The organism is Desulfovibrio piger (genome assembly GCF_951793255.1).
GTDB lineage: Bacteria > Desulfobacterota > Desulfovibrionia > Desulfovibrionales > Desulfovibrionaceae > Desulfovibrio.
Window position 1 is genome coordinate 2902386 of the sequence record NZ_OX636706.1, and the last position, 17891, is coordinate 2920276.

Sequence of the window (17891 nt, forward strand, 5' to 3'; positions counted from 1 at the left end):
GGACGCGACCCTCACAGGAGTCCTTATGGATCAATCACGCCTGATAGACCTGGCCTTCGATTTCTGCATGCGAGCGGAAGGCAACGCCACCTACACCGATGACCCCGACGACGCGGGGGGGCCCACCAAATTTGGTCTGGCCCTCAACTACAACCGGGATGTCCTGCCGGACAAAAATGGGGATGGTTACATCAATGCCGCCGATGTGCGTCTCCTGGAACGCGAGGACGCCCGCCAGGTATGGGAGCGCGTCTACTGGCGCGGCAATGGCTGCCACCTGCTGCCCGATGCGCTGGCCTTCATCTATGCGGACATGGTCTTCAACCCAGGCCCGGGGGCGGCCCCGAAGCTGCTGCAGCAGGCGCTGCGAGGGCTGGGCTGTTCCGTGGCCGTGGACGGCATCATCGGCGCCGAGACCAGGGAGGCCATCGGTCGCTGTGATCCCGGCGAGCTGCTGGTGGAGCTGACTGCGCAACGCCTGCGCTACTACGGCACACGCTCCAAGTATCCCAAGTACGGGCTGGGCTGGGATCGCCGGTCCGTATGGTGCCTGCGTACAGCGCTGGGCATCTGGTCGGGAGAGATCCGGTGAGCCCGCTGCAGACCATGGGGCTGGTCGGCTCCCTGCTGGCAGCAGGGCTTGCCGTCTACTACCTGGGAGTGGCCCGGGAAGAGGCCGAACAACTGCGGGAGTCCCTGCATATAGGTACGACCCAGACCAGGGCCGCGGAAAGCGCCCTGTCCGAGCTGGAAAAATCCCGCCGGGAGGCGGCTGAAAAGGAGCGGGAATATGCCCGTGCTGCAAAGGCTGCTGCTGACCTGCCTCTTGAGCAGCGTTTTGGCGAGTATGACCGCCTGTTCGACGCCATCGAGGCTGGTCGTGGCGAGCCCGCCCCCTGAGTTGCTGGAAGATTGTCCGCCCCCGGCCATCTCCCGGGAGGTATTGCCCGCCATTGCCGCGGGCCGGGCGGATGACGCCGGGCGGGCCTATGTCGATCATGTGCTGACCGTAGAGGCGGCGTGGAACGCCTGCCGTGATCGTCAACGTGCGCTGCGGGCCTATGTGCGCCGCATGGAGGCCCTGCATGATCCGTCCTGATCCCGATGATGATACCAGGCGCGACCGGATGCCCCGTGGCCGGCAGGATGACCGCTGGAGCCGGGACGGCTGCGGCTGGGATGGCCGGCAGGCGAGCGGCTGGAATGGGCGACCGCGCCCCCGGATGCGCCTGCCCCGGCCGCTGCGTATGGCGCTGCTGGCGATCCTGTGTCTGTTCGCGCTGCTGGCCGCTGTCGATCTGGCCCTGACCATCATTGATCCCGACAGGCCCATGCATGTGGCCCAGCTCATCCTGGGGCCGCTCCTGCGTCTGTCCGGCCTGTTTACCCTGGGGATGTGATATGGCCGCACCTCTGACCTATGCGGAAGTTTCTGCCGCCATGGGGGCCCTCCTGATGCTTTTTGTCGGCCTGAGCCTGCGCGAGCTCATCACGCTGATGCGCCAGATCCTGACCCGTCAGCGTGAATGCCCCACGCTCTATGCGGACCGCGAACGCAACGACAAGGCCCACAAGGAATTTTACGACGGCATGGAGGATCTCAACGTGCGCGTGACCCTGCTGGAAAAGGAACATAAACCGCGCTGTGACGGAGAAGACTGATGACGGAACAGGAATTTTTCGATGCCTGCGGCCACAAGGGCTTCAGCGAGCTCCAGACGGAGGACGGCAAGACCCTGCGGGTGCTGGCCTACCATATCGGCCAGCAGGATGCCCGCCTGCGGGTGCGCATCTCGTACAGTACCACGGAGCTCGGGCGCCGCCTGCGTGGCCAGGAACGGGTGACCCTCTGGGGCAGCAACTGGCGCGTAGTCCGTGGTCATGCCCAAGAGCGGGCCGAGGTCATGCAGGCCATGCTGGAGAGCGAGATCAGCTATGCCTGAGATCGATCTGAAAATGAATCTCGATGCGGCAAGGGATTGGATGAATGATCAGGCCGAAACATTCGACTTGGGTCCTTACCGCCTCAAAGTAGCAACCAGGCGCGCCATAAACAGGACGTTGGGCCATATGCGCTCCCTGATCTCTATGGAGATACGCGACCGCTATTACGCAAAGAAAAATGAGGTCGATAACTCCATGAAACTGAAGGAGGTCAACTCCCTTTCCAAGCAGAAAGGCGTGATTTCCTATCGGGCACGGGCCAGCCTTCCGCTTTCGTCTTTTGGTGCCCTTCAGGGAAAGACCTTCGTTTCCGTTCGCGTTCTCAAAGCGCACAAAAGAAGGCGCATACAACCAGGCGGAAAATGGGACATTCTGCAATCTTCGACGCGCAATGTTCGTAAGAAGGGCACGAAGGAACGAACCCGGGTACCTGTCGCAGCTGTTTGGATGGCAAAGGGGCAGGTATGGGCGCGTGTCGCGGGACAAGAACACCCTAAAATGCTCTATGGACCTAACTTTATGAGCTTTTTCAATCTTCCCAATGTCGCGAAGGCCTTGGGGATTGAGATGAACGAATATTTCTCCAAACGTCTGGCCCATGAGACCAGGGCTTACCACATTCTGGGTGACCTTCTCGACATCAACTATGGACAGAAAAAATGAGCGATATGACTCCGTTTGAAGAATCTCTGCACCGCGACACGACTCTGGTCTTCCAGGCCCCTCTGGGCGCCGGGATCAGCGTGACCCTGGTGACCGAGGACGGCAGCACCCACGAGCTGCGGGCCATGTTCGCCACCCCGGGAGCAGAGCCGCTCTCCGGCGTTGCCAGTGCGCCGGTGGTCAGCGTGGCTCCCACCCTGCACATGCCCCTGTGCGATGTGCAGGCGGCGCTGGGGCGTCCCTTCTCCACCCGGGACCGCGTCATCGTGCGCGGCCGTGCCTACCGCGTCCTGAATCCGCAGGATGACGGCTACGGCCTGCTGGAATGCCGTCTGCTGGAGGCCGCCCATGTCTGATGTCCTGTTCGCCTGGGGCGGCGTCCATCCCCGCACGCTCATCCGCCGGGCCGTCTGTCAGGTCATGCGCGAGCATGACGGTCTGGCCGCTCTCATTGGTGCCCGGATCTGGCCCAACCGCATGGAGCACTGGTTCCGCGGTGAGCTCCCGGCGGCCGGTGTCTATACCGTCAGCGAGCAGCGCGTGGAGTCCGATACGCGGCCCGAACCGCAGGAGCGGGTCATCTCCCTGGCCGTTGAGCTGCTGGGCGGGGAGCTGGAGGCCGTGGACGATACGCTGGACGCCCTCTGCCTCCAGACAGAGCGGGCCGTGCTGCGCCTGGACGCCATCGGCCGGGCCATGGGCGCCATCGTGGACGCCAGTCTGCCCGAGCCCCTGCCGCTGGTCCACGGTACCCACCCGGCGGACACGCTGCTCTCCATCACCCACACCGGCACCGAGCTGGGCATCGTGACCGACGGTGCCCGCGAGTACGGCATGGCCGCCCTGAATTTCGACCTGGAATACCAATGGCCGACGGTCCCCCCGGAGCTGGCCGATTTTCTGCTGGCCCACACGGACTGGTACGTCCACCCCGGTGATGACCGGGTGGACATGATCTCACAGGTAATCTTTGACCAGGAGTGATCTGATGCCCCATCCCACCACCATGCTTGTCGTGCCCGCCGTGCGCGATGGCCGTCCCCTGCGCATCGCTGATCCGCAGTCCGGCCAGTATCTCCCGGCCACGGGTGCCGTGGTCCCCCGTTCCGCGTTCTGGCTGCGCCGTCTCAAGGACGGTGATGTGCAGCTCAAGCCCGCTGCCAAGGAGGTCTAAATGGCCATCGCCTTTAACGTCCTGCCCGATACCGTCCGCGTGCCTTTTGCGTATGCCGAATTCGACGGCTCCGGTGCGTCTGATGATCCGGCCCTCATGCCCTACACCGTGCTCATGGTAGGGCAGATGCTCGACAGCGGCACGGCCGAGGCCGGGACCGTACAACGTCCCATGAGCGCTGCCCAGGCCGCCACCCTCTTTGGTGAGGGCAGTCAGCTGGCCGCCATGTGCGCCGCCTACCTCAATGCCAACAGCATCACCAAGATGTTGGCCATCGGCGTCAAGGATGCCGAGGAAGGTACGGCCGCCAAGGGGGCCCTGACCATCAACGGCACCTGCGTCAACGCAGTACCGCTCTGCCTCTACATCAACGGCAAGCTGGTGCGTGCCGCAGCGCCCCTTGCCGCGGAAGCCTCTGCCGTGGCCGAGAATCTGACCAACGCCATCAATGCCGACAAGAGCCTGCCCGTGACGGCCACCTTTAGCGGTGGCGAGGTCAGCCTGACCGCCCGCCACAAGGGCGAGTGCGGCAACGATATCGACCTGCGCATCTCGTACTACGATGAGGACAAGCCCGGCGGCCTGACCTTCAGCTTCACGCAGATGACCGGCGGTGCCGGCAATCCTGATCCGGCTCCGGTCATCGCGGCCATGGCAAACGACCAGTACCACGTCATCGCCTGGCCGTGGACGGACAGCGCCAGCCTTGCCGCCCTGCGCGATGAGCTGGCGGACCGCTGGGGCCCCCTGCGCCAGATCGATGGACAGGCCATCGTGGTCAAGCGCGGCAGCTATGGCGACGTGACCACCTTCGCGGGCGAGCGCAACGACAAGCATCTGACCGTCTTCGCCTCCGAGGGCAGCCCCACCTCTCCCTGGGAGGACGCGGCCGCCACGGCGGGCGTCATCGCCTACTACGGCAACAGCGATCCGGCCCGGGGCTTCAACACCCTGCTGGTGCCGGGCGTCCTGGCTCCGGCTCCGGCCGACCGCTGGACCAACTTCCCCGAGAAAAACCAGGCTCTCTTCGAGGGCGTATCCACCCGCTATGTGGCTCCGGACGGCACGGTGCGCCTGCAAAAGTGCATCACCACCTACCGCCTCAACGACCTGGGCGCCGAGGACAAGGCTTTTCTCTCCCTCAACAGCCCGCTGACGCTCTCCTACCTGCGTTACGACTGGAACAACTATTTGAGGACAAAATATCCGCGCCACAAGCTGGCCTCTGATGCCGATGCCGCCCGCTATGACGCCAGCCAGCCCATCATGACGCCCAAGCTGGGCCGGGCCGAAGCCATCGCCCGCTTCATGGATGCGTGGCTGCCCATGGGGCTGGTGGAAGGCAGCGAGCAATTCAAGGCGGCGCTGCTCTGCGAGCGCAACGCCAAAAACGAGAACCGGCTGGACTGGCTGCTGCGGCCTGATCTGGTCAACCAGTTCGAGGTGGCCGGGACCCTGATCCGGCACATCGTCTAAGGGGAGGTGAGGAATATGGGAAACGGAACCAACAATCGGCGGGCAGGCATCATCTACGTCAAAGTGGACGGGAAGCAGTACGACGCCAAGGGCGCCTATACCTACAATCTGGGCAAGCCCAAACGTGACGCCATCATCGGTGCCGACGGGGTGCATGGCTACAAGGAAACGCCGCAGGTGGCCTTTATCGAGGGGGCCGTCACGGACAGCGATGAGCTGGATCTGGCGACCCTGGTGACGGCCGACAACGTCACCGTCACGCTGGAGCTCAACAATGGCAAGGTGGTCACCCTCTCCAATGCCTGGTTTGCCTCCGAAGGCAGCGGCAGCACGGATGAGGGCGAGATCGCCGTGCGTTTTGAATCGCGGCGCGAGGCCGTGGAAAGCAACTAGGGAGCGTCATATGGAACCCATCGTCATCAAACTGGCCGTGCCGCTGACCCACGGCGCCGAGACCATCACCGAGCTGCGCATCACCCGCCGCCCCACGGCGGGCGACCTGCGCGGCGTCAAGATCAGCGAGCTCACGTTCGACGACATCATCACCGTGGCCTCCCGCCTGGTGGCCCTGCCGCCCAGCGTGCTCAACACTATGGACCTGTCCGATTTCACCGAGCTCTCCGGCGTTATCGGCGCTTTTTTCGGGAGTGGCCAGCCGACTGGGATGACGCTCTGACCCTGCTGGCCTGGCTGTACCACTGGCCCCCCTCGGAGCTGGAGCGGATGACCGCCCGAGATCTGGACTGGTGGGCTGAGCGAACCAAAAAACTGCAAAAACTCATGGAGCATGACTGATGGCCGAGGGCAAGCAGAGCCGGTTTGACCTGATCATCAATGCCGTGGAGCGTGTCTCGGGACCGTTCCGCCGCATCGAGCAGGCTATGGACGGGGTCCGGGATCGCACCGAGAAGGCGCGCCAGGCCCTGGGCCGCTTTTCCAAGGTGACGGGCCTGCAGCGCCTTTCCGGCAGCATCGGCAACGTGCGGGACAAGCTCCAGGGCATGGTGCAGCAGGGGCAGGCGGGGCTGGAGCGTCTGGGCGCTCTGGCGGGGCGCCTGTCCCTGCTGTTCGGCGCTGCCGGTGGGGGCGCCTTCGCCCTGGGCACCGAAGCTGCCACGGCAGCCGCCGAGGCCAGTAAATTCGCCAGCATGGTGGGCCTGTCCACCGGCAACTGGCAGGAGTACGCGGGCGCGGCCACGATGGCGGGGATGGAGGCCGATGAACTGGCCAGCCTGATGCTCACCCTGCAGGAACGGGCCGTCAATGCGGCCCGCGGCGAAAAGGGCGATATCGAGATGCTCAAGCTCATGGGCATCAGCGCCAAAAACGCCAAGGGCGAGCTCAAGAACGCGGATACGCTCCTGCTGGAACTGGCCGACCGCGTCAAAAAAATGCGCGAGGCCGGCGAGATGGGCAAGGCCGCGGGCATTATGAACCAGCTGGGCGGCGAGGAAGGCGCCCGCCTCCTGGATCTGCTCAAAAATGGCCGCGAGGGCCTGCTGGCCATGCGCAAAGAGGCCCGGGAACTGGGGCTCGTACTCTCGGATGAGGCCCTCGAATCCGCCCTCGAGTACGGCTCCGCCATCAACCGTGTCAAAGCCACCTTCCGGGGGCTTGGTCTTACGCTGGGCACTGCCTTCCTGCCCTCGCTGACCAAACTTCTGGACAAATTCCAGGCCTGGCTGCAGGTGCAGCGCGACATCATGTCCGCCGGATTTGAGCGATGGATAGACGGACTCGACCTGGATGCCGTCTGGAGATCCGTAGAAAACTTTTTTGCCTCTCTGGGCCGTCTGGGCAGGATGCTGCAACGGGCAGCCGATCTGTGCGGTGGCTGGAGCAATGTTTTGACGGCACTGGTGGTCCTCATCTCCGGCAAGGCCCTGCTGGCCCTGGGCTCGCTGGCTCTGGCCTTCGGTCAGCTGGGCATGGCCATGCTCACCACTCCCGTAGGCTGGTTCGTGGCTGCCGTGGCTGCCGTCGCCGGAGCGGCCTATGCCATCTACAAAAACTGGGATGGTCTCGTGGCCTATTTCCGGGGGCTTTGGGAAGGCGTGCGGAAGGCCTTCGAGCAAGGCTGGCTGCAGGGCGTCGTCCAGGTGCTGCTCAATTTCAACCCGGCCCGCTGGGTCATGGACGGTCTCAGTGAGCTGGTGGCCACCCTCACCGGCCTGGACCTCTACAGCATCGGCGTGCGCTGGATCGATGGACTACTCCAAGGCGTCAAGCAGGGGTGGCAGCAGCTCACGGGCTGGTTCAGCAAGGGGCTGGATAGCCTCGCCGGTATTTTTAAAATGGGGGATGAGCCGGACGATGCCGGGGGCGGCGCGACGACCTTCCCCATGTCCGATCCGCTCAACATGGTCCCCGGCGCCAAGTCCATGATGCAGCTGGCCCGCAGCGAGCGGGTCATCCGGCAGGAGAACACGGTACGCATCATCGCCCCCGAGGGCATGCGTCTGGAAGGCAACGGCCAGGGCCGCGGGCTGGATGTGCGCGGTGATGTGGCCGAGGCCGGGGTCCTCAACGCGGGAGCCATCTGATGGATCTGTGGAAAATGCAGCTTCGGTCCGCCAGCTTCCGGGGCGTGCCCTTCGGGGTCACGGCCGATGAAGGGGAAGGCGGCCGCCGCACGGTGACGCATGAGTTCCCCCAGCGCGATGCCCCCTATGTGGAGGATCTGGGCGGTGCGCCGCGCCGCTTCACGGTCCAGGCATTCGTGCTGGGCCGTGACTACATGAGCCGCCGCGATGCGCTGGAGGCGGCCCTGCAACAGCCGGGGCCGGGTACGCTGGTGCATCCCTGGTACGGCGAGGTGCAGGTCTGCCAGACAGCCCCCTACAAGGTCCGGCATAGCGCCCAGGATGGCGGTATGGCCGTCTTCCAGCTCTTTTTTTGCCGCGATACCGAGCCCAACAGCCCGGCCGCCAGCGTCAACCAGGGGCTCCGGGCCCGCCTGGAAGCGGGGACGGCGGGCCTGCTGGCCTGCGACAGCTTCGACAGCGTTCTGCGCCTGGCCGGGCAGGCTGAATGGGCGGTCAGCCAGACCTACAGCCTCATCGTGGATGCCGTGAGCACGGTGCAGGCCATCATGCACGGCGATGTCTCCACTGTGGCGGATCTGCTGGGCGCGGCCACGGGCTATGACCTCATGCCGCTGGCCAGCGTGGGGCAGCATCTCTGGAGCGTGCTGCAGGACATCGGCGGGCAGTCCGGACTCTCTGATGCGGCCGTGTCCGGACGCTGGGCCAGTGTGGCCCGCACTGACTTTTTGCAGACCGTTCCTGACAACGTGGGCTCCCAGCGTGCGGTGATCCAGAGCAACGGTCAGGCTGTGGAGAGCCTGGTGCGCCGTCTGGCCCTGGTGGAATCGGCCCGTGCCGCCACCACGGCCCAGCCCGCCAGCCGGAGCGAGGCACAACAGCTGCGCTACGATTTTCTTGATGCGATGGATGAAGTTTCGGCGCTGGAGCCGGTTATCCCGGACATGACGCAGGCCAGCAGCGTGAGCCGCACGGAGATCCAGCTGGCCGCCTCTCTGGCCAGCCTGCGTTCCGGTACTCTGGCCACACTGGCCGAGGCCGCCCGGCGAGCACCGGAGGTGGTGACCATCACCCCGGCCTGTGTGCTGCCTTCGCTGGCCCTCTGTTACCGCCAGAGCGGCGGCGTGGACCTGGAGGCGGATCTGGTGGCCCGTAACCGCCTCATCCATCCGGGCTTCGTGCCGGTAGAACCGCTGGAGGTGCTGCGTGGCTGACGACATCACCCTGCGCATCGATGGCGTGGACTGGACCTACTGGACCTCCGTGCAGGTCACCCGCCAGATGGATGCCATCGCCGGGACATTCTCCCTCGCGCTGGCCGACAAATGGATCGGCGGCGCCCAGGCGCTGCCCATCGCCGCGGGCATGGCCTGCCAGATCCTCATCGGCGGCGAGCAGGTCATCGATGGCTACATCGACCAGGTCCGCCCCTCATTCTCCGCCACGGCGCACGGCATCAGCGTCACCGGACGCGACAGGAGCGCCGATCTGGTGGACTGCGCTGCCATCCACAGCCCCGGGCAGTGGCTCAACTGCACCGTGCTCCAGCTGGCCCAGGCTCTGGCCAGCCCCTTCGGGGTGAACGTCACGGCCGAGGGCGACGTGGGCGCGCCCATTGCCAGCTTCAAGCTCGAGGAAGGCGAGACCGCCTTCGAGGCCCTGGACCGCGCCCTGCGCCAGCGGGAGCTCATGGCCTGCCCGGACGGCAAGGGCGGCATCGTGCTGCTCAAGGCCGGAGCGGGCACAGCCAGCGGCAGCCTGCGGCAGGGACAGAACATCCTTTCGGCCGAGGGGCAGTTCGACATGGCCGACCGTTTTTCCGACTACATCGTCAAGGGCCAGAAGCCCGGCACGGACAAGGGCTGGGGCAAGGATGCCTGCGCCGTGCGCGGCCAGTACCGCGACCAGGCCGTGCAGCGTTACCGGCCCATGCTGATCCGGGCCGAGCAGTCCGGGGACAGCAGCAACGCGCACCAGCGGGCCGCATGGGAATGCAGCGTGCGGGCCGCCCGGGCCGTGACCGTCACGGCCACGGTGCAGGGTTTCCGGCAGCAGGGCGTGGGGCGGGAGCAGTCCGGCCCCCTCTGGCAGCTCAACCAGATGGCCGATGTGGATCTTCCCTATCTGCGCATCAGCCAGCGCCTGCTGGTGGCCGGGGTGGAGTTCCGGCGTGACGCCACGTCAGGCAGTACCACCCGCCTCACCCTGCGCGACCCGGCCGCTTTTAAGCCCGAGCCCAAAAAAGAGGAAAAGGGCGGCTCCGGCAGCGGTGGCGGCGATGTCAAAATGGAGAAGGAAGTGGACCTGCAGACCCGCCTGGCTCAAGACGCCGCGGCACGGCAAAAGGCCATCAAATGAGCGACCGTCAAACTATCCGTCTTCTGGAGCGATTGTCCCGCCGCATGCGCAACATCGTGGCGCGTGGCGTCATCTCGCTGGTACGTGATGCCCACAAATGGCAGTCCACCCAGCTGGAGCTGCTGGACGGCGAGGTCCTGGACGATGCCGAGCGTGCCCAGCAGTACGGTTTTTCCTCCGTTCCCCATGCCGGAGCCGAGGCTGTCGTGCTGTTCGTGGGTGCGGATCGCTCGCATCCCGTGGTGCTGGCCGTGGATGACCGGCGCTACCGCGTGCAGGCCCTCAAGGACGGCGAGGTGGTGATCTACACGGACGAAGGCGACCGCATCCACCTCAAGCGCGAGCGCACCATCGAGGTGACCACCAGGCATTTTGTGGTCAAGGCCGAGGATGACGTGCGCATCGAGACCAAAAATTTCAGCATCCAGGCCGACCAGAGCGTGCAGGTAGAGACCGCCAGTACACGGTTTGCCACCGGGGCGCTGGCTTTTGGCGGCCAGGGCGGCGGCGCCGTCACGGCACAGCTCACCGGCGGCATCGTGGCCTCGCAGGATCTGCAAAGCAATGGCGGCGCCGTCTCCCTGAACCGGCATGTGCATTCGGGCGTACAGGCCGGGAGCGATACGACGGCCAGCCCCGTGGGAGGATAGCATGGATATCTGTCTGCATTTTGACCAGGAGAACGGCCTGTTCGACGCTCTGCTCTCCGGGCCGCTGGCCGACCTGCAGGGCGACGATGGCCTGATGACGGCGGTGATCATCTCTCTGTTTACGGACGCACGGGCACATGACGACGATCCCCTGCCCGATGAGCGTGTGGGCGTGTCCAGCGACCGGCGAGGCTGGTGGGGAGACTGCCTGCCCGATGCCCAGGGCGAGCAGACGCTGGAGAGCATCGGCTCCCGGCTCTGGCTGCTCTGGCGGGAGAAAGATCTGGACAGCGTGGTGGCCCGTGCCCGGCAGTATGCTGAAGAGGCGCTGGCCTGGCTGACCAGGGAGGGGCATGTCAGCTCCCTGAGTGTCAGCGTGGAGCGTGTGCAGCCAGGGCACCTGGGTATCAGTGTGGCCGTGCAGCCCACCGGCAGCGATGCCCCGGGCCGCGAGTGGCGTTTCACCTACGATTATCAGCAAGCCCAGCCGGTAAGCGTCCGGCTGGAGGCATAGGAGGCTGCCATGGCTTGGGACCGTCCGACCCTCACCAGTCTGCACGAGCGCATCGCCCGTGATTTTTCGGGCCGCCTGCTGGATGGCGCCACGCTGCTCCGCCGCTCCGTGCTGGCGGTGCTGGCAAAAGTCTGGGCCGGGGCCTGTCATACGCTGCACAGCGTGCTGGCCTGGCTCTACCTGCAGGTTTTTGTGGACACGGCCGAGGGCGAATACATGGAGCGCTGGGCCGGGGTCTGGAACCTCTCCCGTCTGCCTGCCGCCGCGGCCGCGGGCGACGTGGTCTTCACCGGACAGGACGGCGCCGTGATCCCGGCCGGGACCCTGCTGCAGCATCAGGCCAGCGGCCTGCAGTATGCCCTGGAGGACAGGGCTGTCATCGCCGACGGCAGCGCCCTGGTGCGCGTGATCGCCGTGGAGACCGGCGCCGCCGGTAACCTGGACGCCGGGGAACAGCTGCAGCTGCTCTCTCCCATCGCCGGTGTGGAGAGCGTGGCCGTGGTGCAGACAGGGGGATTGACGGGCGGCGCGGATGCCGAGAGCGACGATGCCCTGCGTGCCCGGGTCCTGGAACGCCTGCGCCAGCCGCCCCGCGGCGGCAGCATGGCTGACTATGTACGCTGGGCCAGGGAGGTGCCGGGCGTGACCAGGGCCTGGTGCTATCCCATGCATATGGGCATCGGCACCGTGGGCGTCTGCTTTGTCTGTGACGCCCAGGAGGACCCTTTTCCCTCGGAAGAGATGGTGCAGCGCGTGCAGGAGCACATCGAGCCGCTGCGCCCGGCCACGGTCAAAGAGCTGGCCGTGTTCGCTCCCGAGCCGCTGGATGTGACCGTGCGCCTGCGCATCTCTCCGGACACGGAGGCTCTGCGCGACGCTGTCCGGGCCGAGATCGAGGACGTCTTTTCCCGCGAGGGCGCTCCGGACAGCGTGCTCTACCGCTCGCATATCTCCGAGGCTGTGTCCCTGACCCCCGGCGAGCAGGATCATGAACTGCTGGAGCCTGCCGAGGACGTGGTGGTGCCTGCTGCCTACCTGCCGCGGCTCACGCAGGTGGTCTTTGAAGGCGAGGTGGAGAGCCATGCCTGAGACTGATCTGCGCGCCCGCTCCGCTGCCGACTACCTGCGCATGCTCCAGCACCTGCTGCCGCAGGGCCAGGCCTGGACCCGTGCTCCGGGCGCCGTGCTGACCGCGGTGCTGCAGGCTTCGGCGGATGAGCTGGAGCGCCTGGATATGGCCATGCGCCTGCTGCTCATGGAGATCCTGCCCACAAGCGCCATCGCCGGGCTGGAGGACTGGGAGCGCGTCCTTGGCCTGCCTGATGCCTGCCTGCCCGCCGGGACCACCCTGCAGGAGCGCCGCAGCGCCGTGCTGGCAAAACTGCGCGACGAGGGACGTCAGGATCTGGCCTACTGGTACGGCGTGGCCGACTCGCTGGAGTACGACGTGACCATCGAGGAGCACTGGCCTTTCTGCTGCGGCATCCACCAGTGCGCTGACCCGTCCGGCCTGACGCCGGAGGAGATCCAGGCCCATCCCGAGATCGGCTATCTGGCCGTGCCGGAGATCCGCTGGTGGTGGAACGTCATCGTCCACGGCGACCGGCTGCTCCGCTTCCGCTGCGGCGAGAGCCTGTGCGGTGAGCTGCTCATGGACTGGCGCGCCGCCGCCTCCCTGGAGTGCGTCATGCTGCGCGACAAGCTGGCCCACACCCTGCTGACCTTTACCTACGAAGAAGGAGAATAGCATGAAATACAATCCCCCCGCCGGATCCCAGGACCCCGATGCCAAGTACGTCACCGGCCAGCCCGGCAAGGTCCGCGGCAGCGCCGTGCCTGCCGAGGCCGTGGAACATCCCCAGCGCGAGATTGTGGAGGTCATCCGGCAGGCAGGCCTGGAGCCCAGTGGCGACGACCTTGGCCAGCTGTGGAAAGCCCTCCAGCAACTGTTCACGGAAAAGGTGGCCGTCGCCACCAAGGAAAAGGCCGGTATCGTCAAACCAGGATCCGGCCTGTCTGTCAAAGAAGACGGCACACTGGATGTGACGGTCTCCGCTGCCATCCCGGGGACCATCGTGGCGTTCGCGGGCACGTTCGGCGGCGAGGGGAACCGCCACCCCATCCCCCTGGGCGGCAGTGAACCCGATACCGGATGGGTGCTCTGTGACGGCGGCAGCGACGGAAAAGGCGGCACCGTACCTGATCTGCGCGGACGCATGATCATGGGGGTATCTGATACCTACAAAGCTGGCTCTACAGGCGGATCGGAGAAGCATTCGCATAGTCTGTCCGGCACTGTCGGCAGCACGACCTTGAGCGTGGCGCAGATGCCAAGCCATACTCATACGTTCAATAAGGGCACTTATGGCGATATTGCAGAAGCCAAGGGCAGTGCGAACTCCGGCAAACAAACGACTGATGCAACAGGCGGCTCCCAGCCCCATACACATACGTTATCGGGAGCATCCGGCGCTGCCGACAGTCTGCCGCCCTATTACGCCCTGGCCCTGATCATGCGCATCGCATGATGTACGCAAGCGTGTAGTACGGGGGCAGGGAGGATTCTTCCTCAGATGCACCGTCCAGCGTGTGGGTGTGCGGCTGACTGCCACCAGCATTATCCATAGCTCTTAGGTAGTACGCGGTGCTGCTCGTTCCAGGAACCCCACCACCTGCACCTGATCCGAGTATGACCGTCCCTCCGTGTTTATGGCTGGCCAACTGCTCCACGGTGAGGGTCGTGGCCCCCACAGTGCCGGACAGATTTTTTAACCCGCCGCAATACGGCAAAAAATAAGGAGAAAAGACATGCCCAGAGTAACCGTTGTCCCTGCGGACAGACTCGTGATCGTGGACGGTCAGGCCCTGACCTTTGATTTCAACGCTCCGGAGCGCATGCACGCCCTGCAATGGGATGGGAAGCAGGGACACATCGAATGGCTGGGCTACGGCCATGAGCCTCCCCGTAATGAACTTCTGACCGCCGACATCTACGCGGATCGGATCGCGCCGTATGTGAAGATGTGGGAAGAAGAAAAGGCCCGTCTGGAGCAGGCTGCCGCCGAGGCGGAAGCTGTCCGTCTGGCCGAGTACAACAGCGAGGCGGCCCACTTCGAGCGCCTGCGCGCCGAGCGTGACCGGCGTCTTACCGCCACGGACTACCTGCTGATGCAGGACTATCCGCTGGATAATACCCACAAAGAGGCCGTGCGGCTTTACCGCCAGGCCCTGCGTGATCTGCCTTCTCAGGAGGGCGCACCCTGGGATGGCGGCGGGGAGTCCACCCCGTGGCCTGATCTCCCCGCCGGGATCTAAGTCAGGGAGGCGGCATGGAAATCGTCCTTTGTGCGGTACAGCCCCATCTGGCTGCAGCTTGGAGAGAGCGTATCGGCGCTGATCTCTCCAACTGTGTGCGGGTGGTGGAGGGGGACATCCTCTCCCTGGACGTGCTGGCTGTGGTCAGCCCGGCCAATAGCTACGGGTTCATGGATGGCGGTCTGGATGCCCTCTATACGCGCTGCTTCGGTCCGCAGCTCCAGCAGCGGCTCCAGCGCATGATCCAGGAGCAGGCGAACGGCGAGCTTCTGGTGGGGCAGGCCTTGCTGGTGAAGACGGGCTATCCGCCCATTCCCTGGTGCATCAGTGCGCCGACCATGCGTGTGCCGCGCGTTCTGGAGACGGCAGAGCCAGCCTATCTGGCCACACGGGCTGCGGTACGCTGTGCGCTGGATGCCGGGCTGGAGCGCGTAGCCATCCCGGGCATGGGGACGGGAACGGGATGTCTCGCTCCCCGAGAGGCCGCCGCTGCCATGGCCTGGGGCATCCGCGATGCTCTGTATCCGCCAGCGTTCCCGGCGGTGCTGGCGGAGGCCCGTACCATCTAGGAGGCGCTATGGATCATGACACATCGACCGCCAAAGCGCGCGGCCAGGGCGTGCCGTTCGAGCGCGTGCGGCGGATCACCGGCTACCTGGTAGGCACGCTGAAGCGGTTCAACAATGCCAAGCGGGCCGAAGAACGGGATCGCGTCAAGCATGCAACGGGAGGTGATCTGGATGACAAGCAATGACGGGCCCGGCAGCTCCGGCCGCATCATCGAGGACCAGTACATCACGGCGCCCATAAGTGCGGGGGGTGACGGCATCACCGTCTATGGCAGCGATGGGCCTGTGGTCATCCGCCGCTGTGTAGTGGATCTGGGCAGCTGGCCGCTGGAGAGGCTCGACGAGGGCCTCTCCGGGGTGGACGGCGCCCGGGCCGTGGTGCGCGAGACTCGCGTAGCCAGGGTGGGCAAGGGCATCCTGTGGGGCAACGGCGATTACCCGGAGACGGACCCAGGCGCGGAGCTGGTGCTGGAGGACTGCATCGTGCGCGATATCGGCCGCCGCGCTCCGGAGGCGCAGGATGGCGTGCGTGTGCTGATGCGCCGCTGCGTGATCCGCAACTGGGGCGTCCGCAGCCGGTTCACGGTGCGGGCCTTCGCGGCATGGGCGCATGACGGGGCCAGCATCCGGGCCGAGGACTGCGTCTTCTGGCAAGATCATTTTCTGCAGGCCGGGCTGCGCGGGCTGGTCGCGGATCTGGCAAACTGGATCGGCTGGTGCTGGAACCGGCGGGACCGGAATCCCCTGCACTGGCTCCTGCCCGGCGTGTGCCGCGGCCTGACCGCCAGCCAGGGTGGTACGGTCAGCGCCACCCGCTGCTATAAAAACCGCTGGTGGATACGTCTCTCCGGACACGAAGGGCCACGCATGGGCAAAAAAGAGGCCCTTGCCCTCATGGCGAAGCTGGAGGGCAGGCTGCTGTGAAGCAAAAGAGAAAGGGCCGCATAGAGCGGCCCTGAGGGAAATTTAATCCCATCCGTATTTCATTCTGTCATAAAAACATACTACTTTTGCAAAATCTGTAGAATATTTTCCATTGACACACTGATGATAATTATCTCTTAAAAAATAGAGGGTATTAGAATCAGGAATGCTCATCTCCTAACCTGCAATGTTTTCACCCATCAGACTGGCCAGTTCTGCTATCCAGAAATCAGCATCGTCCGGTTCTTGCCCGTAAGACCAGCGCTGCTGCTCAAAGCTGTAGCCATAGCGCATGCCGGGCAAAAACACATTTCCCCACTCCGAGTCATGCTGCCATCCCAAGGCGTAGGGAATTCCTTTGTAAGTCCCGTAAAATACCGAATATTCCGAAGATGGGCAGAGCATCCCCCTGTGGTCAGCCTGAAAAGCCTCCAGCAAAAGACGCATATCCTCCAATGCAGGCGGAAATGCAGAAGGATACAAGGCAAGGCCTTTTAACAGATGCTTGCAGTAACGCGCCGGAGAATCCACAGGCTGGGCACTGCGCCGTGTTTGCCAATCTGGACAAGTACAGGTCATGGCCTCAAGATCCACATCATAAAAAATGCCCCTGCGGCTCTCACTGGGGAGGCGCATCTGCATGCCAGTCTCAGGCAAAGCGTCCTCGGCAATAGCCTCCGAGTTCTTTTCTCCGGCAAGGCAAGCCACGAGTTCCGAAATCAGGGCTTCAGGCGGCATATTATTGTGGGTACCGGCCTCCCAGTCTGGCCAGAGTTCCTCGCACTCCCCGTCCAGCCAGTCGGCGATATCAGCCGCAGAAGATGCCAGGGCGCCCTTGATCAGCGGGTGATCCGATTGCAAAAGCCCCACGATGGTTTTGGCACGTCCCTTTTCCGGCAGGGGATTGCTGAGGCTTTCGCAGAAGGCGGCGACCATTTCATCAAGCCCCCCATGCCGCAGGGCGAACGCCATGCAGGGATGCTCCTGGTGCATCTTGTCGAACAGGCGCACCACACCACGGGATGCTTGGACTCACACTGCTGGAAAAAGCACTCCTCAATAGCCTCTGTCAGCAGCTCATGATCTGCAAGAGGGGCCGCTTCCACCAAGGCATCCAGTCTGTCCAAGACAGCCTTGCCGCACGACGTCGTATCCAGCGCCTTGTCCAAAGCTTCCCGGTAGCGTTCATAATTTTCAAAAGAGCCGTAGCCCTCTTTTTCCTGCCTACCCGCGCAGAAAGGACAGTCCGTTTCCACAGGGGTGTCGTTGGAGGGCCTTGCAGGCTCTCTGTCTGTTTTTGCTGCTGCCAGCAGCTCGCAAGGGCGGAGCGGCTGGTGCATGTTTCGCCATAACAGCATGCCCGGGATACCGCCAAACAAGATAAGAGAGACACCGGCGGCCTGAACCTTAGGGTCACAGAACAGAGCAAGCCCAAAAAAGAAAACCGCAGCAGCCAAAGGGAAGAAAAAGGCATAGCCCCGCGTTCTCCGCTCAGGAGGTGCCACCACGAGCACCTTGGGAAATATCAGCCCGGCAAGGCTCCAGACAGCACAACCACAGAATATCACTACAAAAAACAGGGAATAACCGTTCATGTCTGTTTGCTCCTTTTGCTATATTCCGGGCAAAGCATAGTTTAACGACTATAGTAGCATTTATTTCCGGGTGAAACAAGATTCCCCACAACGGAAAACGCCCCGCAGGAAGGAAACTTTCTGCGGGGCGTCTCATCATAATTGAGGGCCACAACCGGCGGGAGAT

27 protein-coding genes are annotated in these 17891 nt (G+C 64.3%); 26 read left to right on the forward strand and 1 reads right to left on the reverse strand.

Translation table 11 applies throughout. The annotated features are described in order from the left end of the window. Window positions 1-25: 25 nt before the first annotated feature. The 26 genes from Q4I12_RS12965 (at window position 26) to Q4I12_RS13085 (ending at window position 16130) form a co-directional block, all read left to right on the forward strand. On the forward strand, window positions 26-592 hold the full coding sequence (locus Q4I12_RS12965) for a glycoside hydrolase family 108 protein (protein WP_204626311.1): 567 nt from the start codon (window positions 26-28) through the stop codon (window positions 590-592). Further along, window positions 589-900, forward strand: coding sequence for a hypothetical protein (locus Q4I12_RS12970; RefSeq protein ID WP_302261872.1), 312 nt, complete (start codon window positions 589-591; stop codon window positions 898-900). The genes Q4I12_RS12965 and Q4I12_RS12970 overlap by 4 nt, the downstream gene beginning before the upstream one ends. 43 nt (window positions 901-943) lie before the next feature. Continuing rightward, a complete protein-coding gene (locus Q4I12_RS12975) occupies window positions 944-1099 on the forward strand; it encodes a hypothetical protein (protein ID WP_302261874.1) in 156 nt (51 codons plus the stop codon). Further along, window positions 1086-1400, forward strand: a complete 315-nt coding sequence (locus Q4I12_RS12980) for a hypothetical protein (protein ID WP_302261876.1) — start codon at window positions 1086-1088, stop codon at window positions 1398-1400. Before Q4I12_RS12975 ends, Q4I12_RS12980 begins: the two co-directional genes overlap by 14 nt. Window position 1401: 1 nt before the next feature. Continuing rightward, a complete protein-coding gene (locus Q4I12_RS12985) occupies window positions 1402-1662 on the forward strand; it encodes a hypothetical protein (RefSeq protein WP_302261877.1) in 261 nt (86 codons plus the stop codon). Then, on the forward strand, window positions 1662-1943 hold the full coding sequence (locus Q4I12_RS12990; protein ID WP_006005134.1) for a hypothetical protein: 282 nt from the start codon (window positions 1662-1664) through the stop codon (window positions 1941-1943). Before Q4I12_RS12985 ends, Q4I12_RS12990 begins: the two co-directional genes overlap by 1 nt. Beyond that, window positions 1936-2607, forward strand: a complete 672-nt coding sequence (locus Q4I12_RS12995; RefSeq protein ID WP_302261878.1) for a hypothetical protein — start codon at window positions 1936-1938, stop codon at window positions 2605-2607. Before Q4I12_RS12990 ends, Q4I12_RS12995 begins: the two co-directional genes overlap by 8 nt. Continuing rightward, the gene (locus Q4I12_RS13000) at window positions 2604-2963 is read left to right on the forward strand and encodes a head-tail joining protein (RefSeq protein WP_302261880.1); all 360 of its coding nucleotides are present in this window, start codon (window positions 2604-2606) and stop codon (window positions 2961-2963) included. Before Q4I12_RS12995 ends, Q4I12_RS13000 begins: the two co-directional genes overlap by 4 nt. Then, on the forward strand, window positions 2956-3591 hold the full coding sequence (locus tag Q4I12_RS13005; RefSeq protein ID WP_302261881.1) for a hypothetical protein: 636 nt from the start codon (window positions 2956-2958) through the stop codon (window positions 3589-3591). The genes Q4I12_RS13000 and Q4I12_RS13005 overlap by 8 nt, the downstream gene beginning before the upstream one ends. 4 nt (window positions 3592-3595) lie before the next feature. After that, window positions 3596-3781, forward strand: coding sequence for a DUF2635 domain-containing protein (locus Q4I12_RS13010; protein WP_289616530.1), 186 nt, complete (start codon window positions 3596-3598; stop codon window positions 3779-3781). Beyond that, window positions 3782-5257: a phage tail sheath subtilisin-like domain-containing protein gene (locus Q4I12_RS13015; RefSeq protein WP_302261883.1), complete on the forward strand. Its 1476-nt coding sequence runs from the start codon at window positions 3782-3784 to the stop codon at window positions 5255-5257. Between the two features lie 15 nt (window positions 5258-5272). After that, window positions 5273-5650, forward strand: a complete 378-nt coding sequence (locus Q4I12_RS13020; protein WP_006005122.1) for a phage tail tube protein — start codon at window positions 5273-5275, stop codon at window positions 5648-5650. A gap of 10 nt (window positions 5651-5660) precedes the next feature. Further along, window positions 5661-5933 carry a phage tail assembly protein gene (locus Q4I12_RS13025; RefSeq protein WP_302261887.1) on the forward strand — a complete coding sequence of 91 codons (273 nt, stop codon included), beginning with the start codon at window positions 5661-5663 and terminating at the stop codon, window positions 5931-5933. Between the two features lie 14 nt (window positions 5934-5947). Further along, the gene (locus Q4I12_RS14005) at window positions 5948-6052 is read left to right on the forward strand and encodes a GpE family phage tail protein (RefSeq protein WP_367891483.1); all 105 of its coding nucleotides are present in this window, start codon (window positions 5948-5950) and stop codon (window positions 6050-6052) included. Further along, a complete protein-coding gene (locus tag Q4I12_RS13030) occupies window positions 6052-7800 on the forward strand; it encodes a phage tail tape measure protein (RefSeq protein WP_302261888.1) in 1749 nt (582 codons plus the stop codon). The genes Q4I12_RS14005 and Q4I12_RS13030 overlap by 1 nt, the downstream gene beginning before the upstream one ends. Then, the gene (locus tag Q4I12_RS13035; protein ID WP_302261890.1) at window positions 7800-9014 is read left to right on the forward strand and encodes a DNA circularization protein; all 1215 of its coding nucleotides are present in this window, start codon (window positions 7800-7802) and stop codon (window positions 9012-9014) included. The genes Q4I12_RS13030 and Q4I12_RS13035 overlap by 1 nt, the downstream gene beginning before the upstream one ends. Next, a complete protein-coding gene (locus Q4I12_RS13040) occupies window positions 9007-10158 on the forward strand; it encodes a phage baseplate assembly protein (protein ID WP_302261893.1) in 1152 nt (383 codons plus the stop codon). The genes Q4I12_RS13035 and Q4I12_RS13040 overlap by 8 nt, the downstream gene beginning before the upstream one ends. Beyond that, window positions 10155-10808: a phage baseplate assembly protein V gene (locus tag Q4I12_RS13045; protein ID WP_302261895.1), complete on the forward strand. Its 654-nt coding sequence runs from the start codon at window positions 10155-10157 to the stop codon at window positions 10806-10808. The genes Q4I12_RS13040 and Q4I12_RS13045 overlap by 4 nt, the downstream gene beginning before the upstream one ends. Window position 10809: 1 nt before the next feature. Then, window positions 10810-11322 carry a phage GP46 family protein gene (locus Q4I12_RS13050; RefSeq protein ID WP_297138066.1) on the forward strand — a complete coding sequence of 171 codons (513 nt, stop codon included), beginning with the start codon at window positions 10810-10812 and terminating at the stop codon, window positions 11320-11322. Between the two features lie 9 nt (window positions 11323-11331). Continuing rightward, on the forward strand, window positions 11332-12411 hold the full coding sequence (locus Q4I12_RS13055; RefSeq protein WP_302261897.1) for a baseplate J/gp47 family protein: 1080 nt from the start codon (window positions 11332-11334) through the stop codon (window positions 12409-12411). Next, a complete protein-coding gene (locus Q4I12_RS13060) occupies window positions 12404-13069 on the forward strand; it encodes a YmfQ family protein (RefSeq protein ID WP_297230817.1) in 666 nt (221 codons plus the stop codon). The genes Q4I12_RS13055 and Q4I12_RS13060 overlap by 8 nt, the downstream gene beginning before the upstream one ends. 1 nt (window position 13070) lies before the next feature. Next, window positions 13071-13850 (forward strand): hypothetical protein, encoded by a 780-nt coding sequence (locus tag Q4I12_RS13065; RefSeq protein WP_302261900.1) that lies wholly within the window; start codon window positions 13071-13073, stop codon window positions 13848-13850. Between the two features lie 280 nt (window positions 13851-14130). Next, a complete protein-coding gene (locus Q4I12_RS13070) occupies window positions 14131-14637 on the forward strand; it encodes a tail fiber assembly protein (RefSeq protein ID WP_302261901.1) in 507 nt (168 codons plus the stop codon). A gap of 14 nt (window positions 14638-14651) precedes the next feature. Beyond that, window positions 14652-15206: a macro domain-containing protein gene (locus tag Q4I12_RS13075; RefSeq protein WP_302261903.1), complete on the forward strand. Its 555-nt coding sequence runs from the start codon at window positions 14652-14654 to the stop codon at window positions 15204-15206. Between the two features lie 8 nt (window positions 15207-15214). Continuing rightward, complete coding sequence (gene nrdD, locus Q4I12_RS13080; RefSeq protein WP_302261905.1) at window positions 15215-15391, forward strand: anaerobic ribonucleoside-triphosphate reductase; 177 nt, start codon at window positions 15215-15217, stop codon at window positions 15389-15391. Further along, window positions 15378-16130: a hypothetical protein gene (locus Q4I12_RS13085; protein WP_302261907.1), complete on the forward strand. Its 753-nt coding sequence runs from the start codon at window positions 15378-15380 to the stop codon at window positions 16128-16130. Before nrdD ends, Q4I12_RS13085 begins: the two co-directional genes overlap by 14 nt. 177 nt (window positions 16131-16307) lie before the next feature. Here the strand turns inward: Q4I12_RS13085 and Q4I12_RS13090 are convergent, their stop codons facing one another. After that, a complete protein-coding gene (locus tag Q4I12_RS13090) occupies window positions 16308-17102 on the reverse strand; it encodes a hypothetical protein (protein WP_302261909.1) in 795 nt (264 codons plus the stop codon). Window positions 17103-17891 lie beyond the last annotated feature (789 nt).

What these genes read in the sequence shown, in the direction of transcription:
- Q4I12_RS13000 (WP_302261880.1), top strand. Translation starts at nt 2,604, where the DNA reads ATGAGCGATATGACTCCGTTTGAAGAATCTCTGCACCGCGACACGACT.
- Q4I12_RS13090 (WP_302261909.1), bottom strand. Translation starts at nt 17,102, where the DNA reads ATGGCGTTCGCCCTGCGGCATGGGGGGCTTGATGAAATGGTCGCCGCC.
- Q4I12_RS13030 (WP_302261888.1), top strand. Translation starts at nt 6,052, where the DNA reads ATGGCCGAGGGCAAGCAGAGCCGGTTTGACCTGATCATCAATGCCGTG.
- Q4I12_RS13050 (WP_297138066.1), top strand. Translation starts at nt 10,810, where the DNA reads ATGGATATCTGTCTGCATTTTGACCAGGAGAACGGCCTGTTCGACGCT.
- Q4I12_RS13055 (WP_302261897.1), top strand. Translation starts at nt 11,332, where the DNA reads ATGGCTTGGGACCGTCCGACCCTCACCAGTCTGCACGAGCGCATCGCC.
- Q4I12_RS13025 (WP_302261887.1), top strand. Translation starts at nt 5,661, where the DNA reads ATGGAACCCATCGTCATCAAACTGGCCGTGCCGCTGACCCACGGCGCC.
- Q4I12_RS13015 (WP_302261883.1), top strand. Translation starts at nt 3,782, where the DNA reads ATGGCCATCGCCTTTAACGTCCTGCCCGATACCGTCCGCGTGCCTTTT.
- Q4I12_RS13035 (WP_302261890.1), top strand. Translation starts at nt 7,800, where the DNA reads ATGGATCTGTGGAAAATGCAGCTTCGGTCCGCCAGCTTCCGGGGCGTG.
- Q4I12_RS12985 (WP_302261877.1), top strand. Translation starts at nt 1,402, where the DNA reads ATGGCCGCACCTCTGACCTATGCGGAAGTTTCTGCCGCCATGGGGGCC.
- Q4I12_RS13075 (WP_302261903.1), top strand. Translation starts at nt 14,652, where the DNA reads ATGGAAATCGTCCTTTGTGCGGTACAGCCCCATCTGGCTGCAGCTTGG.
- Q4I12_RS13045 (WP_302261895.1), top strand. Translation starts at nt 10,155, where the DNA reads ATGAGCGACCGTCAAACTATCCGTCTTCTGGAGCGATTGTCCCGCCGC.
- Q4I12_RS12965 (WP_204626311.1), top strand. Translation starts at nt 26, where the DNA reads ATGGATCAATCACGCCTGATAGACCTGGCCTTCGATTTCTGCATGCGA.
- Q4I12_RS13070 (WP_302261901.1), top strand. Translation starts at nt 14,131, where the DNA reads ATGCCCAGAGTAACCGTTGTCCCTGCGGACAGACTCGTGATCGTGGAC.
- Q4I12_RS13065 (WP_302261900.1), top strand. Translation starts at nt 13,071, where the DNA reads ATGAAATACAATCCCCCCGCCGGATCCCAGGACCCCGATGCCAAGTAC.
- nrdD (WP_302261905.1), top strand. Translation starts at nt 15,215, where the DNA reads ATGGATCATGACACATCGACCGCCAAAGCGCGCGGCCAGGGCGTGCCG.
- Q4I12_RS13005 (WP_302261881.1), top strand. Translation starts at nt 2,956, where the DNA reads ATGTCTGATGTCCTGTTCGCCTGGGGCGGCGTCCATCCCCGCACGCTC.
- Q4I12_RS13010 (WP_289616530.1), top strand. Translation starts at nt 3,596, where the DNA reads ATGCCCCATCCCACCACCATGCTTGTCGTGCCCGCCGTGCGCGATGGC.
- Q4I12_RS12990 (WP_006005134.1), top strand. Translation starts at nt 1,662, where the DNA reads ATGACGGAACAGGAATTTTTCGATGCCTGCGGCCACAAGGGCTTCAGC.
- Q4I12_RS12995 (WP_302261878.1), top strand. Translation starts at nt 1,936, where the DNA reads ATGCCTGAGATCGATCTGAAAATGAATCTCGATGCGGCAAGGGATTGG.
- Q4I12_RS13020 (WP_006005122.1), top strand. Translation starts at nt 5,273, where the DNA reads ATGGGAAACGGAACCAACAATCGGCGGGCAGGCATCATCTACGTCAAA.
- Q4I12_RS12980 (WP_302261876.1), top strand. Translation starts at nt 1,086, where the DNA reads ATGATCCGTCCTGATCCCGATGATGATACCAGGCGCGACCGGATGCCC.
- Q4I12_RS13060 (WP_297230817.1), top strand. Translation starts at nt 12,404, where the DNA reads ATGCCTGAGACTGATCTGCGCGCCCGCTCCGCTGCCGACTACCTGCGC.
- Q4I12_RS13085 (WP_302261907.1), top strand. Translation starts at nt 15,378, where the DNA reads ATGACAAGCAATGACGGGCCCGGCAGCTCCGGCCGCATCATCGAGGAC.